11 protein-coding genes and 1 pseudogene are annotated in these 16,400 nt (G+C 68.8%); 2 read left to right on the forward strand and 10 right to left on the reverse strand.

Annotated elements, in window-relative coordinates; translation table 11 throughout:
• Positions 1–1,623, forward strand: a pseudogene (locus tag IE312_RS40155) (DUF499 domain-containing protein); the annotation flags it as partial.
• 89 nt (positions 1,624–1,712) lie between these two features.
• Here IE312_RS40155 and IE312_RS15150 read toward each other — a convergent pair.
• The 3 genes from IE312_RS15150 to IE312_RS15160 are packed head-to-tail and all read right to left on the reverse strand — an operon-like array spanning position 1,713 to position 8,034.
• Positions 1,713–4,457, reverse strand: a complete 2,745-nt coding sequence (locus IE312_RS15150; protein WP_189982029.1) for a pPIWI_RE module domain-containing protein — start codon at positions 4,455–4,457, stop codon at positions 1,713–1,715.
• Between the two features lie 41 nt (positions 4,458–4,498).
• The gene (locus IE312_RS15155) at positions 4,499–6,838 is read right to left on the reverse strand and encodes a pPIWI_RE_Z domain-containing protein (protein ID WP_189982031.1); all 2,340 of its coding nucleotides are present in this window, start codon (positions 6,836–6,838) and stop codon (positions 4,499–4,501) included.
• Positions 6,826–8,034, reverse strand: a complete 1,209-nt coding sequence (locus IE312_RS15160) for a restriction endonuclease-related protein (protein WP_229899852.1) — start codon at positions 8,032–8,034, stop codon at positions 6,826–6,828. Before IE312_RS15160 ends, IE312_RS15155 begins: the two co-directional genes overlap by 13 nt.
• 345 nt (positions 8,035–8,379) lie before the next feature.
• On the opposite strand from IE312_RS15160, the gene gltX reads away from it, so the two are divergent.
• Positions 8,380–9,753: a glutamate--tRNA ligase gene (gene gltX / locus IE312_RS15165; protein WP_229899787.1), complete on the forward strand. Its 1,374-nt coding sequence runs from the start codon at positions 8,380–8,382 to the stop codon at positions 9,751–9,753.
• A gap of 7 nt (positions 9,754–9,760) precedes the next feature.
• On the opposite strand, the gene IE312_RS15170 is transcribed toward gltX, so the two are convergent.
• The 7 genes from IE312_RS15170 to IE312_RS40160 form a co-directional block, all read right to left on the reverse strand.
• On the reverse strand, positions 9,761–10,747 hold the full coding sequence (locus tag IE312_RS15170; RefSeq protein ID WP_189982037.1) for a glycosyltransferase: 987 nt from the start codon (positions 10,745–10,747) through the stop codon (positions 9,761–9,763).
• Entirely contained in the window at positions 10,744–11,358 is a 615-nt protein-coding gene (locus IE312_RS15175) for an HD domain-containing protein (protein WP_189982040.1), read from the reverse strand. The genes IE312_RS15170 and IE312_RS15175 overlap by 4 nt, the downstream gene beginning before the upstream one ends.
• 5 nt (positions 11,359–11,363) lie before the next feature.
• Complete coding sequence (locus IE312_RS15180; protein ID WP_189982042.1) at positions 11,364–13,079, reverse strand: carbamoyltransferase family protein; 1,716 nt, start codon at positions 13,077–13,079, stop codon at positions 11,364–11,366.
• Between the two features lie 17 nt (positions 13,080–13,096).
• Complete coding sequence (locus IE312_RS15185) at positions 13,097–13,888, reverse strand: radical SAM protein (RefSeq protein WP_189982044.1); 792 nt, start codon at positions 13,886–13,888, stop codon at positions 13,097–13,099.
• A gap of 16 nt (positions 13,889–13,904) precedes the next feature.
• Entirely contained in the window at positions 13,905–15,023 is a 1,119-nt protein-coding gene (locus IE312_RS15190) for a hypothetical protein (protein WP_189982046.1), read from the reverse strand.
• Positions 15,023–16,132 (reverse strand): radical SAM protein, encoded by a 1,110-nt coding sequence (locus tag IE312_RS15195; RefSeq protein WP_189982048.1) that lies wholly within the window; start codon positions 16,130–16,132, stop codon positions 15,023–15,025. The genes IE312_RS15190 and IE312_RS15195 overlap by 1 nt, the downstream gene beginning before the upstream one ends.
• A gap of 3 nt (positions 16,133–16,135) precedes the next feature.
• A partial coding sequence (locus IE312_RS40160; RefSeq protein ID WP_268254316.1) for an NAD(P)-dependent oxidoreductase occupies positions 16,136–16,400 on the reverse strand: 265 nt, incomplete at its 5' end.

Here is a 16,400-nt window from a genome sequence, read left to right on the forward strand (position 1 = left end):
CTTCAACGGCCATCCAGCACTTGGGGCCCGAACAATCCACGCGCGGCTGAACGTGCGGCCACCTTTATCTTCCTGGCGAGTGTTGTCGGCACCCTGCGCCCGGGGCGGGGCCGCGGAGCCAGTGCTCCTGAGGTCAAGGCGGCCACCAGCGTGCCGGAGACCACGTACACCGTCACCGACGCCGACGGCGTCGTCGATGAGCTGGTCAACCCCAACCGAGGGATGAGCGCTCTCGACATCACTCCCGGCCAGGGCAACAACAAGCCGGCCCGTTACTTCCTCTCCACCCGGCTCACCCACCGCATGCTGGTCAAGAACATCCGGCGCACCATCACCGAAGCCGAGCGTGATCAAGTCATCGCCGCCATCTCGAAGCGACTGGCCAGCAACGGCCCCTTCCGCGAGGTGCAGTTCGTCTCGGCGGACCCGCAACGCAGTCCTGCCGACGTCCTTGCCACTGCAGGCTTGGACACCGCCTACACCACCCGGCTCATCGTGCTGGACCCCGCGCAGTACAGCCTGCGCAACGGCATGGAGAAGCCGACCCTTGAGGCTCTCACCGTCGCCATGGGGCTCGGGCAAGGTGCCCAGCAGCTCCCCGTCCAGTGGGCCAGCAGTGCGGTATACGCCGTCGTGAACACCCAGCAGCGAGCCCTGGCACGCAACGTGGCGGTGGAGTATCTAGCGAGGCAGAAGGCTCTACAGGCTCCCGAGATTCAGAACGACGACGAGCTCAAGACCATCGGTGCCAAGGAGCTCGCCGAGGCCAAGACTCAGTTGGAGAGGGCACTCAAGCGGGCGTACCAGCATGTCGCCTACCTCGCCCAGCCCGATCCGGACGGGGAGCGGTACCTCGACCAGCTCACGTTCGACAAGGACAACATCACCGCCCTCGACGGCATGCTCGTCTGGAAGGGCCTCGCTGCTCGGGACAAGGTTTTCGACACTGGCCAGTTCAGCGCCAAGGCTCTCCTGCACAACCTTCGCGACCACGACTACGGCAAGACCCTTTCCGACATCCGAGCCGCCTTCTACAGCGCCCCACGATTGCCGCTGCTGTACGGCGGTGACCGCGACCTTCAGCAGGCGATCTACGATGCTGTCAGCCAGGGCCTGCTGAGCATCGTCGACGGAGCGGGCACCGAGGTGGAGGTCACAGCACCAGGGCAGGTCAACCTCGCGAGCACGGGCCTGCGCCTCGCCAAGCCACAACCCAAGACGTGCGCCGACTGCGACCAGCCGGTTCACGAAGGTCCATGCTTCGTGAGCGCCGACGACACCGTCGACAATGGCTCACCGCGCAAGCCCGGCAGCTCAGGGGTCGACACACCAAGCGTGCCCCGGCAGCGGGAGACCGACAGGCCGAGTCCGGACCAATCTCCGAAAACGGAACAGGTTAGAGACCGGCAGGTCGCCTTCTCGTTCACCAAGAACCTCCTGGCCAACGGTGACAGTGCCGATGGCTTCGCCGCACTCTTCCGGGCGTTCTACATGGCCCTGGACGAACGGCAGATCAGCTATCTGCAGGGAACACTCCAGTTGGTGATACAGGCCGATGAGGCTGAACAAATCCAGCAGCGCCTAGAAGAACTCGGCATAAAGGGGACCTTCAAGGAGATCTGACGGGACAGCCCGCATGTTGGTGACGGTATGTCGTCGGTTCTGCGGATAGGCGTCATCCTTTGGTCCAGTGTGCGCACCGGTTGATGTGCTCACCGAGCGTCGATGTACCGGCCGGCAAGGTCAGCAAGGTGCAATTGCGCGGGGAGGCGGGTCGGGACGGTGGTGTGCAGGTGGGCGGTGCGCAGCGAGTGGACGTACTGGGCCCAGGCAGCCGTGTCGGTGTCTTCCTGTTGGAGGAAGGGCAGGGCGATTTCCAAGGCTCCTGGGTTCCAGGCTCGTTTGGCGGCGGCGCGGGGGCGGGCGGGGTCGAACTTGTCGAGACCGATGGGTGCCTTGGCCTGGACGGGTTTGGGCGCGAGGGCGTAGTAGAGCCGCTCGTGGATCTCGAAGAGGCCGGAGGTGATTCCGTAGGGGCGGTCGTCGTCCTGGGCGAAGACGTGCGGTACTTCGCGAGCGCTGTCTCGGGGGATGACGCGGGCGATCCGGAGGCCGGGGCACTGGCTGGGCAGGCGTACGCCGAGTCGGGCCAGTGGCTGCTGCACCGCCATGTCTTCCACGGTCAGGTCTGCGCTTTCGCGGGGGTCCGCGCCAGGCAGGATCAGGACGTCACGTCGCATGTGCTGGGTCTGGAGCCAGGCCCAGCCGCGGCTACGTAGGTTCCGGCCGCCGACGAGCAGCAGCCTGGGTGTGGGGTCGTCGAGGGTCAGGGCTCGGAGCAGGAATTCGGTGTACTCGCTGTCGGCTCCCTTGCCTCGGGGAAGCCGTCCGCGGCCGGTGGCGAGCGCCAGATGCAGGTCGCTGTAGGGCATGGGGGGCATGCCGGGAAGGAGGGTGGTGAGGGTGCCGTCAGGGCGGTGGCGGAGCAGGATGGGGATGGCGCCGCCGCGGATGGGTTCGTACCACAGTGCCCAGACCTCGATCGGTGCGCCGATTGGGGAGGTGTGTGGCGCTGGGACGTGTCCCAGTTGGCGTAGGGCGTCCCGGATGGCGTTGGCAGCTCGGGGCAGGTCGCGGTCGGCGGCTGTCTCCTCGGTGTCTTCCGGCGGGAGCTGGATGTCGAGGTCCAGGTCGTCGTCTGTGGCCTGGGTGGCGTTGACCACGTCGTCCGTGTCGAGGAGTTCGTCGTCGTTGATCTCCTCGGTGGCCGCGGTGTCCGTGGCGGTGATGGGGCGGAGGAACTGGGTGACGCGGTCGCCGTGGGCGAAGCCCTTTCGCAAGGTGGTTTTCGGGTCGGCGATGTCCTTGCCGGTGAACGCTCGGGGACCGTCGAGTTCGATGAGGGCCGCCGTGTGCCCTGTGCCGGGAGGAGTGCTTGGCGTATCCCGGTGTGGCAGGGACCCGAGGCGGGTCCGGATCCTCTCAAGGCGCTGTTGAGTTGCGATGGCCGTCCGGGCGGCTTTGCTTTCCTGGCCCGCGGGCAGGCGCAGGGCGGCGGCCAGTTCGCCGATGTCGTGGAAGCTGACCGACAGGGTCAGGGATCCGTCGTTGAAGGACCGAGTGGGGCCTTCGGCTGTCGGTGCTGGGGTCAGCGCGAGGCCGTGTTTGTTGTCCTGGAGGGCATTGAGCAGCACCCGGCGGGTGGTGTCCGTCTGGTTCCAGAATTCCAGCTGGTAGCGGCGCCCTTCCGGGGCGAGGCGCGGGCTGGTGCTCCGGCCACGTGGCCGCCGGCGTGAGTAGGTCTGGGTGGGGGTCACGCCGACGGTAGCGAGCGCGTTGGTGACGGCCTCGAAAAGTTGGTGGTGGTTGATCGGCATGAAGCCCGGGTTCACGGGGTGATCACATGTCTTGGCGTTCTGTCGCCGGCCGTCAGGGGGTGGCGGGCTTTCAGGGCGGAGCAGCCGCATGCCGCTCTGGTACTGGATGGCGGCGTAGGGCAACCGGTCGTCTTCTCCGTCGGAAGCGCTGTTCGGCGCGCCGGCGTGGGGCAGGTACCGGAGCGGGTCGCCGAGTACGTCGGGGAGTGCGGGGTGCGGGAGCTGGCTCAGGCGAGTGAGGAGTTGTTCGAGGCCGTTGGACCACATCCAGTGTCCGCGCCAGGTGCCGGGGACGCGCAGGAAGGTGGGGCGCTCGCTGGGACGCAGGATGCCCCCGGGGCTCAGCAGCCAGGCGTGCAGGTTCAGGTTGGGGGAGTAGCTGAGCGGTAGGTGGAGCCAGCGGTGCAGGACGAGGTCGATATGGATGCGTGGCTCGGGTTCCTGCCAGGCGGTTTGGGCGCCGATCCGTACGCCGAGCGACCAGGGGGCGTCACCGTTGCGGTCGGGCATCCAGCGCGGTGGCCACTCCACAGCCTCTCGGGGGCCGTCGAGCGTGGGGCCGAGCACCAGGTGCCGCGGGGACGACTCGGGGTGCAGCAGGGGCAGGCCGGCCTCGGCGAGATGCGCCGCGAGCATGCCCGGCAGAACTTGGAAGAAGCCGCGCGTGGGTGCTGCTGTTCCGTTGGGCGCGACCGTCCAGGCGGTGACGGGGACGTCCTCCGTGTCGCGGGTGCGTTCGAGGTCGTCGGGGTCCAGGAGCTGGTACCAGTCGATGTGCGGACGGTCGGCGGTGACGAAGACGCTGGCCCAGGTCGCGACGACGGTGTGGACGACGACCGTGGGTACGGCCTCGGTGGAGGCGATCCAGTACTTGTCCTGGTCGTCCAGCCCCCAGTTGGCCACGTCCACGATGTTGCGATCGACGGCGCGCAGGAGGTCGGCGAGGGCGCGGACCGGCAGGTCGTCCCGCGTGTGGCGCGGGCGGTACTGGCTCCGTAGCAGGCGTAGCCAGCGGGAGGGAAAGCGCAGCGTGTTCAGCCCCGGTGGTGGCAGCGTGCCCTGGTCGATGGTGCAGGTCATGCAGGCGATGCGGGGGTAGGGTTGCGGTTTCGTCGTGGCGGTCACTGTTCCCAGTCCATGTTTTCCAGGCACTGCAGCATCAGTTCGTAGAGGACCTCGGCGGCGGCGCGGTCGCGTTCGTCGAGCGGCTCGCTGGGCCGGATCTTGCCGCGCAGGGCGCGTTCCATGGCAAGAAGGATGCTCGTGTTCGCGGTGTCCGCAGCGGTGTCGTTGCGCGCGTGTCGCGGCGCGAAGGCGGGGTCGCAGAAGTACACCTCGACCGGTTGGCCACCGCGGATGCACCGGCAGATCGTCTGCCACATTGGCGTGCGAGGCCGGGCGCATCGCGCGTTCGTGTGGAACTCGATCACCTGCAACGGTTCCACCGCTGGGCGGATGGTCGCCATCCTGAGATACGAGCTTCCCAGAAGCGAGGTGTGATAGGCGGCGCGCAGCAGGTGGCGCGCGAACGGCAGGTATCTTCCCAGCTTGCGCTCGGCCTCCGGGCCGCCCGCCGCGCTCGCGTGCTCGATCAGCCAGGCATCGACGCGCTTGCGTAGTTCCTCCTCCGAGAGCGCGGGGTTCTCGAGATCCGGCACGATGGCCTGGAGAGGACCCGTCACCGGGTCGAAGGTGTGGAAGACGAACGTCTCGAAGTTCTTCCGGTAGTACTCCAACGCCTTCTCCTCCTGCTCCTGCGGTCCCTCGCCGTTGGGGCTGAGGCCGTGGAGCAGCCGCGCGAGGTCGTTGAAGAGGGAGTGGCCGGAGAAGTAGGTCTCGTGCAGGTGTTTGCGCAGTCGGGCGCTGCCGCCGTCCTTGTCGGGTTCGAGCAGGGCGTTGTACAGCAGATTGACCTCGTCGTCCGCCTTGCCCTTGAACCGGTAGTACTCCATCGCACGGCGGTCTTCCAGGGGGCGGCGGCCGGTCGCGCGAAGACTGTTCTGAGCGGTGATGACCTCCTGATCCCACCAGCTTCCGCCCTGTGCCACCAGCACCTGGCTCTGCAGGAACTCGTCGTCCAGGGTCTGCTGAACCTTGTCGGCCTCGTCCACGATCAGCAGGTCGGCCCAGTGCTGGACCGCCTCCAGCCAGCGAAGACGCGCGTGGACGGGTTGGGCCCAGCTGACTAGCAGTGCCTGCGGGGTCGTCAGCCACACGTCCGCGCCGGCCATTTCCTGCTCGGCCCGGTGGACCGGACAGATGGCCAGCAGCGGGCAGTTGTACTGCTTGTCGTCCGCGTCGAGCAGCTTCTCCCGGCAGGGGAAATCCTTGACCGGCAGCGGCGGGCGCTTGCCACCCGGCGCGTCCCGGAACGGCTCCAGGAGACAGTTGCACGACACGTAGTCCGCCGCGACATCGGCGACACTCGGGAAGGCAGGCGCGTGGTCGGCGAGCACCCCGCGCCAGTATCCCGACGCGTGCGTGAAGCGGCTCCCCGTTCCGAAGATCGGAACGGCCTTGACGCCGAGGGCCCGAAAGAGCGCGGTCTTCTGCAGACAGTCGCTCACCGACGGCAGCACGAGGACCACTGTGTGTCCGCGCCTGACCGCGGCGTACGTACCGATCAGCGCGTAGCTCGTCTTGCCGCTGTTCGGCAGGCCGATACCATGCACCAAACCGCGCACGCTGCAGCCGGTGGGCTTGGTGCGGAACCTCGACATCTCAGGCGACCACGGCTGGAAGGCGACCTTCCGCAACCGACCGGCGAAGTTGCGTTCAGGGATGTCCGGCCGGCTCGCCAGCACGCGATCCATCCTCTGTGCCGCTTGCCGCAGCATCCTCGGCGTCAGGCGCACCGGGCGTCGCCGTCGTGAGGTGAGCAGAGGCAGCGAGCGAAGCTCCACCGGGACCTCGAACTTCGGGATGGCGACCACTTCGTCTGAGCCCGTGAAGGAGTTCGTGAACCGGTGCACCTCCCCGGGCTCTGCCGCCCGGGTGACCCGCGGAGACGCGTAGGGCACAGGCCGGTCGATCACCGCTCTGTACAACTCAAAGCGGGTAGCGAGCGCCGCAGGATCCCGCATCCGGTACCGGACCGCTGCCGCCTCCCCGTCTTCGCTCCGGCCGCGTGTCGGCAGCCTCCTGAAGGCTCGCAGCCGTTCCGGCAGCTTGTCGTACTCCCCGAGGCTTCGCAGCCAGCGGCTCCCCGACCCGTACCGTCCCAGCAGCAAGCCCAGACGGTGCAGTCGGCCGGCCATCACGGCGTCGTCGGGGCGCGGGACGATGTAGCGGGACAGCATCGACCACAAACAGTCCACTGGCTCGTCGGGGAAGTGATCCGCCATGAAGGTCAGAGCGAGCTCGACGTCGAAGAACTCGCGTTTCTGCAGCGGCCGGACGGCGTCCTGCGAGATGCCCTCGGCTTCCGACAGGTCTTCGTACCAGCCCGTCACCTCGCGCATGAGCCACCGCCTTGCCGCGCCAGTGCGCGCCTGATCTCCGTCAGCAGCTGCTTCTCGGTGACCACCTTGAAGGGGCGTGCTGGATCCGTGCGGCCGGCGAGCTCCGTGCGCAGGTCCGTCAGATAGCCGGGGACCTGGGCGCGGTGCTCCGGCACCACGAGAAACCGCCGATCGCATTCGGGCTCGATGGGCCACCTGAACGACCTGGCCAGAAGAACCGGGCTGGCCCAGTCCTTCTCGTCCGTGCCCCACAGCTCGCTCCGCTTCCCTCGTGGGACGCGGAAGGACACGTCCAGCGCGTCGGGCTGGTCCGTGCCCAGCCACAACTCCGGCTCCAGCCCCAGTGCACGTACCTTCTCGCAGACGCGCAGTTCGAACACGCCAGGATCGTGAACGAACCGACGGGCACCGCGGTGGAGTACCCAGTAGAAGCCGAGCGTGGGCAGATGCAGGATCTTGGGGCTGGTTTCACAGTTCGGTGTGCCGCAGCTCTTGTTCCGGCTCCCCCGTGCCTGGGGCAACGGAACGCCGCACCGCGCGCACACGGTCAGCGTCACGCCGTTCTCCGCCGGCCGCCGCTCATACGCTGTGCGCACGAAGTCCATCACATACGGTTCTCCGGCCGTCGGCCCTGCCGGCAGCTCTTGCTGCAGCGCCCGTACCTCCACGTCGCTGATCACCGGCCGCTCGATCACCAGGCGGCGCATCCGCACGTAGATCCGCCAGGCATCACGCCCTTCGCGGGCATTGGCCTCAGCCACCAGCAGCAGCGCTTGGTGCACGCGCTGCTCGGCGATGTGAGCCTCTGGATCACCCCAGGCGCCCCGCACAGCCTCCTCGGCGAACTCGCTCGGCTCCTCCCCATCCAGCAGAGACACCTCGACGTCGGCCGACGAGAGAGCCATCCGCAGTGGCCACTGGCCCAGCGGCAGCCGACACAGCTCCAGCACCGCGTAGTCGTTGCGCGGGGGCTCAAGCCCTGCCCAGAAGAACCGCCACCACAGACGCGTGACGGCCTCCTGCCAAGCTCCTGGCAGACCGGTGTCCCGCCTCTCCGCCCGGGACAAGAGATGACGCGGCTCTCCAAGGCCCTCCAGTCGCCGCTTCATTTCGACGAGGCCGTGGGACAACAGCGCGAGCAGGATGTAGTCGTCCTCCCACACGGCCGTGCCGCGCTCCGGGCCAGCCTCGTCCACGCTCAACGCAGGCACACGGAAACCCCCTACCATTTACCTCGCACCGAGTAACACCATTGTCGCAGAGGGTGATCAAGCGTCGTTGTGGTCGCCCGGAACTCCTTCCAACGGGTGACGTAGACCCTCAGTCCATCGTGCGTCCCATCCCCCGCTCTTCGCACGTCCGCGGCCTCATCGTGCCGCGGGAGGCAACACCCGGCCAGCCGAGCGTTCGAGGGGCAAGGACGGCCGAAAAGCGTTGGCGCGGGCCCGGCGAGTGGTCCGGGGCGTAGGTCCCGCGTCGGTACCCTGGAGCGCATGTTTACTGCCCCGGTTCGCGTTCGTTTCGCCCCGTCTCCGACCGGCATGTTCCATGTCGGTGGTGCACGGTCTGCTCTCTACAACTGGGCGGTGGCGCGACAGTCCGGCGGCAGGTTCGTCCTGCGGATCGAGGACACCGACGCGGCCCGGAACAAGCCGGAGTGGACTGAGGGCATCATCAGTGCGCTTGCGGCGATCGGCATCCATGGCGAGGACCCGGCCTTCGAGGGGCCGTACTTCCAGTCGCACAACGCCGACCGGCACCGGGAAGCGGCTGAGCAGCTCTTCGCGGCCGGCCGGGCGTACTACTGCGACTGCACCCGGGAGCAGCTGAAGGAGCGCACTGGGTCGGAGCACCTCGGGTACGACGGGTTCTGCCGGGACCGGGGGCTGGCCTTCGAGGAAGGGCGGGCGCTGCGGTTCCGGACGCCGGACGAGGGGGAGACCGTCGTGGTCGACCTGGTCCGCGGGGAGCCGGCGTTCCCGAACAACGCGATCGAGGACTTCGTGATCGCCCGTGGCGACGGGTCCCCGGTCTTTCTGATCGCCAACGTCGTGGACGACTTGGACGAGGGAATCACGCAGGTCATCCGTGGTGAGGAGCACCTGTCGAACACGCCGAAGCAGCAGCTGCTGTGGGAGGCGCTCGGTGCCAAGCCGCCCGTGTGGGCGCATCTGCCGGTGATCGTGAACGAGAAGCGGCAGAAGCTGTCGAAGCGCCGGGACAAGGTGGCGCTGGAGGACTACCTCGCCGAGGGTTTCCTGCCCGAGGCGATGGTGAACTACCTCATGCTTCTCGGCTGGGGCCCGGGTGACGACCGGGAGATCAGGCCGTACGAGGAGCTGGAGCAGCTCTTCCGGATCGAGGACGTGAACACCGCACCGGCCTTCTTCGACGTGAAGAAACTGACGGCGTTCAACGGCGAGTACATCCGCGCCCTGTCGCCGGAGCAGTTCGCCGCCGCCTGCGCGCCGTGGCTCGTCGCCCCGTACGCGCCGTGGCGGCCGGAGGCGTTCGACAAGGACGTCTTCGAGGTGGCGGCTTCCCTGGCCCAGACCCGGCTGGCGCTGCTTTCCGAGATCACCAGCTATGTGGACTTCCTGTTCCTCGACGAGCCGGTCGAGGACGAGGCGTCGTGGAACAAGGCGATGAAGGCAGGCGCCGGCGACATCCTTTCGGACGCCCGCGCCGAGCTGGCCGACGTCGCGGACTGGAAGGCGGACGACCTGAAGGCCGTCCTGCTCGCCGTCGGGGAGAAGCACGGGCTGAAGCTGGGCAAGGCCCAGGCGCCCATCCGGGTCGCGGTCACCGGCCGGACGATCGGACTCCCGCTGTTCGAGTCCATGGAGCTGCTCGGCCGGGACCGCGTGCTGGCCCGTCTGGAAGCTGCCAGCAAGAAGCTGGTCGCGCAGGCTTAGCTGCTGGTCAGGCGACCTGCGTCAGGAGGTTGCCCCAGGCGTCGCCGAAGTAGTTCAGGTCGAACCGGGCCAGGGCCTCGTACCCCGCCTTGGCCTCGGTGTGGCGTGCCGCCGCACGCTCCCGGACCTGTGCCGGGAGACGGCGGAGGTCCGGGGCCGGCTGGCCAGCCAGTGCGGCGAGGTCGCCCAGGCCGGCCACCGGACGGATGAGGCAGGGCAGGCCGAGGAGTAAAGCCTCGGCGGCGCAACGGCTCCAGCCCTCTCGCATCCGTGGGAGGAAGACACCGACGTCACAGGCGCGCAGCAGACGCAGGTACCGCTCGCGTTCGACGTCGTAGTGCGCGCTGTCGAGGCCGATGGTGTTGCTGCCGCTGGTGATCACCCGCAGGCCGGGAACGCCGGCCAGTGCTGCGGAGACCTCCTCGGTCCCCTTCCAGTGCACGGCCTTGCCCGCGTAGACGCCGATCACGTCGGGTTGTAGGCCGAACTCGGCGCGGCACTCGGCCCGGTCGTAACCGCGTGCCTGCTCTACTTCGGCCATGTCGAAGGCGTTGTAGATCACACGTACGTTGCGGACGCCTCGGGCGCGAAGCTGGTCGGCCCAGTACGGGGCGACGCACACGACGGCGGCGCACTGCGGCAGAACGCGGAACAGCCGCTCCCAGAGCATGGCCTCGATGGGGGCGGAGTCATGTTGGAGCGGCTCGTAGTGGTGCAGGAGGAACACCGTGCGGGCGCGCATCTCGGGCGTGAACAGCAGCAGGCTGAGGTCGTCCCACACGAAGGTGCCGGTGGTGCCTTGCAGCGCCCGTATGGAAGGTGCCAGGCGGGCGAGGTGGCGGAGCTTGCGCCAGCGGCGGACCCGGTAGGTCCGCTTGTGGTCCGGGACCGTGCGCCATTCCACGTCGTCGGCCGTCACCTCGTGGAGCATCCGTAGGTAGACCCGGCCGCCGGTCCGGCCGACCGGCTCCATCGAGTAGACGACCCGTTTCACGGACGTACCTCCTGTATGTGGTGGACGTACTCGGCGTGCAGGCGCGCGTGCATGGTCTCCAGATGGGGGCCGAGGTCGCGGGCGGCGTCGGCGAGGGGGAGGTGGAAATCGCCCAGGGTCTGGAGGAACCGTCGGCGTCGGTCGAGGTTCGGGGACGCGGCGAGGTCGCGCAGGTTGTGCAGGCGGTCGGCGAGCCGGACGAGGAGCTCCTCGGGCGGGAGCGCGGCCTGCTTCGCGCGCCAGCGAGCCTCGTCGCCGGCGGACTTGGGGCGCTGTTCGAGGCGGTGGTCGGCCGTCATGGCACGCAGGCGGGCGGTGAACGGGCCGCCGAGGTGGTGGACGAGCAGTGCTTCCGACTCGGGCGCTACCTCCAAGGCGTCATGGAGGAGGGCGAGGAGGAGGGTCTCGGGGTGACGGACGCCGATCTCCGTTCGCAGGAGCCTGACGACGGCCAGTGGGTGCGCCAGGTATGGCGTGCCCTGGTCGCGGGTGTGGCCGTCGTAGACCGTGAGAGCGAGGCCGGCGGCCACGCGGGCGCGGGACTGCTCGTCCGGGCTCCACGCGGCGGCACCGAGCACGGTCAGGACGTGGTCGAGATCGATAGGGTCCATTCGCCTCACCTCGTACGAAGGGACGCGGCACGGGGATCGGGGACGTGGTCGGCGAGTAGCAGGGTGTCCCCGACGGCGAGGGCGTCGAGGCGCAGCTCCACCGCCGTCGCCACGGCTTGCTCAGCGGTCCGCAGGATCGGGGTGCCTTTGCGGTTGAAGGATGTGTTCAGCAGCAGCGGCAGTCCGGTGAGGTCGCGGAACTGCTCAAGGAGATCGCGCAGGCCCTGGTGGTCGGCGGCGACGGACTGGACGCGGGCGGTGCCGTCGTGGTGGGTGACCCCCGCGACTCGGTCGGCTCGGCACCGTCGGACGGTGGCGACACGGTTCATGAAGGGGTCGCCCGCCGACATGAACCATTCCGTGGCGTGCTCCGCGAGGACGGCCGGCGCGAACGGGCGGTACGCGGCTCGCTTCTTGATCGCGTTGAGCCGGTCCCTCGTTGCGGCGCGACCGGGGTGGGCGAGGATCGAGCGATGGCCGAGGGCACGCGGCCCGAATTCGAGCTGTCCCTGCACCCAGCCGACGATGCGGTGCTCGGCGAGCAGTGCCGCCACTGTGGGTGCCAGTTCGGGCCCGAGGTGGGGCAAGGCGTGGTAGCCGGACGGCACCGCCGTCGTCGGCAGCGCGCCCGGATCCGGGCCCCAGGCCGCGTCGGTCGGCACCGGCACGCGCTCCTGCCCGAGCTGGTGGTGCCAGCCGTAGAGCGCGGCGCCCACGGCTGTGCCGGCGTCGTGCGGGGCCGGTGCGACGAAGAGGGTGTCAAAGCCGCTGTCGGCGGCCATCTGGCCGTTGAGGTGGGAGTTCAGGGCGCATCCGCCCGAGAACACCAACGCGGAGGCCCGAGTCAGTCGTTGCAGGTGGCGGGCGATGTGGACGACCGATTGGGCGAAGACCACCTGGACGGCGGCGGCCAGGTCGGCACGCTTGTGTTCCGGCTGTTCCGCGACGTTGTCGGCGGTCCAGGCCCGGCCATCGAGCAGCAGCGGTGTGCTGCCGTCCGCAGAACCCCACGGGTGGTCGATGCGGACCTCGCCCTCGTCGCCGAGCCTGACCAGTTCGCGAATGTGTGTCGCGTAGCGCTGGGGATCGCCGAAGGCCGCGAGCGCCATCATGCTGCCCTCGGGCTCGTCGCCGGGCGGGATCACCCGCCGGGCGAGGTTCCGGTAGAAGTGCCCGAGGGAGGAGTGGACGCGCCGGGGCCCGACCGGGCCCGGTACGACGGCTGGCATGCCCTGGTAGAGGCGGTCGATGCGATCGGGCCACAGGTCGTACCCCGTGATGCGCTCCCGGCCAGGGCCGAAGTCGGAGCCCAGTGAGGAGCCGCCGGCGTCGATGACGAGGCCCGCGGCGTGCTCGTGCCCGGAGAGCAGGTAGCCGGAGAGCACGTGGGCCGTGTGGTGGGAGAGGAGGCGGAGGTGTTCGCCGAGCGGGGCGGGCAGGAGGGCGGCGAGTTCCTCCCGCTCCTCGGCCAGCCACCAGCCGGCCGCGGGGTTGGGGCGCATCGAGGCTGCCCAGACGGCGTCCACATCCTCCGGTTCGATGCCGGCGGCCTCCAGGCACCACTGGAGCGCACGGGTCGGGACGGTGAGCGTGCCCTTGCGGGTGGGGTGGTTGTGCTTGACGCCGCTCCAGCGCTCCTCTTCGGCCGCGTAGAGGCGGCCGTCGACGACTAACGCGGCGGCCGTGTCGTGGTGGAAGTTCAGTCCGAGGACTGCGGGCATGGTGGTGTACCTCCCGGTCAGACGGTGAGGGCGGGGACGAGTGCGGCGCCGGAGTCGGTGTACTCGTGGCAGCGCAGGCAGAACCGGAAGTGGTGCGCGCGCGGCGCGAACACCTTGGCCGCGAAGTCCTCGTCCCAGATGCTGAACTCGCTGTCGTCCTTCGCCATGGCGTTGAAGCAGCGGTAGCAGGACCCGTCCATCTCGATCATCAAGTGCTGGTCGAGGTAGCGGTCGCAGAGGCCGCGCAGCTCGTTCGTCGGCTGGCCGACGTCGACGTGGTGCACGTGGTTCGTGACATGGATGGCGCCGTACTTCTCGCACAGCGTCCCGAGCTGCGTGAGCCGGGTGGAACTGATGCCTTCCAGGACGCTGTTGACGACCACGGTCTTGCCGGCTTCGCGAAGGCGGGGCACGACGGCGTGCACCTCGTCGTAGTTCCCGTGTTCGTCGTCGCAGCCGATGAGGACCTGGTCGTAGGAGCGGAGGGTCGCGTCCATGATCGGCTGGTTGCGGGCCAGGGTGATGGCGTTCGTGCCCAGGACCATGACTTTGTCCGGCAGCCGCTTGCGGGCGGCGTCGCTGAGCACTGGGAAGTCCCGGTGCACGGTGGGTTCGCCGCCGTTGATGTGCAGCTGCTGGAAGGGGATGGTCTCCAGCCGGGTGAGGATGGTGGAGAACAGTTCCAGGGGCATGTTCTCGCCCTGGGCGCCGTCGGCGAAGATGCAGAAGTCGCAGTGCCGGTTGCACTTCGTGGTGATCTTGACCTTGGCCGTTTTGAGGATGCGAGGCACCAGCGCACGCGCGGTCATGGCGAGACTCCTTGGATCAGAGGTGGACGTCGTCGGGCGTGAAGCTGAGGAAGTCCTGGACGGTGGTCTTCTGCTGGTGCCAGCGCGCGAGCGTTGTGCGCAGGGTGTCGGCGGTGGTCGGTCCGGTGGGGATCAACGCCGCCATCCGGGCGGCCAGCCGCTGAGCGACAGTCGCCTCGTCTGCCGCAAGCGCGGTCAGCGTTTGCGCGGCGGAGCGGAGTTCTTTCGCCTCCCGCCGGATCAGGTACGCGGTCGCCACACCGGGCGGCGGATCGAGGTAGTACAGCCAGCGGGCGACGCGTACACGGAGCATGCCGGCCGTCATCACCCAGTCAGTACGAGCGTGCTCATGCCCCTGGTCGTCTGGGCGGCCCCCGTCAGGTACGCGGCGCATGGCCGCCTCCAGGGCGACATGGGCCGCGCGGAGCAGGTGGCGCGGGCTCCTTGGGCGGGCATCGGCATCGTGCTCTGAGTGCCGGAGGAACAGCTCGGCGTATCCGTCCAGTCCTTCCGGCCGCCACTGGGTGAGGGCCGCCGTTTTTCCGGGGCAGCGGGTCCGGGTCGCGAGTGCGGCGGCGGCGAACCAGCATGGGGCGAGGTAGTGCCACGCCACGCAGTGGCGTCGGTACGCGGCGATGTCCTCGGCCACGTTGTCTGTGCTGTCCGCAGCCAGCTGGTATCGGCCGCCCATCCGAGCCTGGAGGATTCCCCGGTAGAACCGCTCATCGACCTCGCACCAGGGCGCCATTTGGGCGCGGGACTTCCAGCGTTGGAAGTCCCGCACGCTGCCGCTGATCAGTGACCAGGTCGCGAGTTCGGGTGCGGAGACGAGTCTCCCGTCCGTCTCGGTCACGGTGAACGCGAAGCCGGGCGGGTGCTCCAGGAGACGTCGATGGAAGACTTCCCGGTCGACTGCGGTGGTGTGTGCGGTGGCCAGGCGGTGGTTCCACTCTTCCCAGTCCGCAGGTGCCTGGCGCAGGATGACGCGTACGTCGATGTCGGAGTGCGGAGCCAGCAGGTCGGTCGGCTGCCATTTGTGGGTGAGCATCACGGCTCCGACGCCGTGTGTGTCCAGTTCGTGTTCGTACAGAGCGCCGAGCTCCTGGTAGAGAGGCGGCGCGTCGACCACGACCATCACCGCTCCCCGGTGGAGGCGCGGGCGCAGGAGGGGCCGGCCGCTTCCGTGGGCAGGACGGGGAGCAGAGGCAGGACCGGAGTGCCTTCGGGGCGCTCCATCCGGTCCCAGCGCAGGTCGTAGTCGACGTAGTGGAAGCCCTGCCAGGCATCGTTGGTGTTGCGGTCGAGCATGGCCTGGAAGAGGTGGGCGAAGGCGTCGCCGAGGGTGCCGTCGGCGAGGTGAGGCTTCAGGGGGATGTCGCGGTTGTGCAGGATGCAGGGTCGAGCCACTCCCGTGGGTGTGATCTTGATGCGGTTGGCGTCGGAGCAGGTGGCGCAGCTGGAGTTGGAGATGAAGCCGATCGATCCTGCCCAGCCGTCGGGACGGAGGTACTGCCCGGGGCTGCGGACGCCCAGCTGGCCCCGGGGGACTTCGCCAGCGTTCGCGAACCACTCGTGGAGACGGTCACGCACCTCCGCTTCGGTGATGAACTCGGTGTCGAAGAGCGCCTGGGCGGGGCCGATGTTCTGGAGTTCGATCAGGCGGACGGCGACGGGCAGGTCGCGGGCGAGTTCGGCCACGGCGAACGCGTCGTCCAGGTAGGTGCGCTGAAGAACGCAGTTGATCTTCACTCGCAGGCCGAGGGAGAGGGCGGCGTCAAGGGTGCTCCGGGTGGTGCGCGGGTCGCCGCCGCCCATGATCGCGGCGGACCGCGCCGGGTCGAGGCTGTGGAGGCTGAGGTTGAGGTAGGTCAGGCCGGCCTCGTGGAGCTGTTCGACGCTCAGCCCCCGGCGCAGGTTGCCGTGGCTGGTCATGCCGATCGCGGCGTCGGGTCCGAGGCCGTCGGCGAGGCCCGCGATGACGTCGAGGATGTCGGCTCGGAGGGTCGGCTCACCGCCGGAGCAGTGCGCCTTCCTGATCTCCCAGGCCCCGGCCTCGGTGGCGATGGCCGCGTAGTCGGACGCGGTCAGAGGCCGGTCCTTGTGCCCGTAGTCCGGCATGCACCGGGGCTTGCAGAACACGCAGTCCAGGTTGCACAGCGAGTTCAGGGTGAAGGCCAGGTAGGGGTGGTTGCGGCCTGCGGCGGCGAAGGCGGCGGCCAGATCGTCGTGGTCTGCGGTGGGCATTGGTCAGCCTCCTACGAGCGGAGAGCGGGTGGCGGGCGCCTCGGCCAGGCCGTTGAGGGGCTGGCCCGAGAGGTAGCGGTGCAGGTTGTCGGCGAAGAACGCAACCGCCCCGTCCATGTACGCGCGGCAGAACACCGAGCTTTTCGGGGTGAGTACGACCCGGGGGTGGAGCCGAAGCGGATGACGGGCGGGGAGCGGTTTCGGATCGAACACGTCCAGGGCGGCGCCGCGCAGGTGGCCGGTGTCGAGGGAGGCCAGGAGGGCCGGC

The organism is Streptomyces capoamus (assembly GCF_014654935.1).
Classification (GTDB): Bacteria; Actinomycetota; Actinomycetes; order Streptomycetales; family Streptomycetaceae; genus Streptomyces; species Streptomyces capoamus.

Bases quoted from the DNA above. Each gene is read 5' to 3' on its own strand.
- IE312_RS15190 (WP_189982046.1), bottom strand. From the start codon at position 15,023: ATGGTCGTGGTCGACGCGCCGCCTCTCTACCAGGAGCTCGGCGCTCTG.
- IE312_RS15175 (WP_189982040.1), bottom strand. From the start codon at position 11,358: ATGGACCCTATCGATCTCGACCACGTCCTGACCGTGCTCGGTGCCGCC.
- IE312_RS15180 (WP_189982042.1), bottom strand. From the start codon at position 13,079: ATGCCCGCAGTCCTCGGACTGAACTTCCACCACGACACGGCCGCCGCG.
- gltX (WP_229899787.1), top strand. From the start codon at position 8,380: ATGTTCCATGTCGGTGGTGCACGGTCTGCTCTCTACAACTGGGCGGTG.
- IE312_RS15185 (WP_189982044.1), bottom strand. From the start codon at position 13,888: ATGACCGCGCGTGCGCTGGTGCCTCGCATCCTCAAAACGGCCAAGGTC.
- IE312_RS15155 (WP_189982031.1), bottom strand. From the start codon at position 6,838: ATGCGCGAGGTGACGGGCTGGTACGAAGACCTGTCGGAAGCCGAGGGC.
- IE312_RS15195 (WP_189982048.1), bottom strand. From the start codon at position 16,132: ATGCCCACCGCAGACCACGACGATCTGGCCGCCGCCTTCGCCGCCGCA.
- IE312_RS15150 (WP_189982029.1), bottom strand. From the start codon at position 4,457: ATGACCTGCACCATCGACCAGGGCACGCTGCCACCACCGGGGCTGAAC.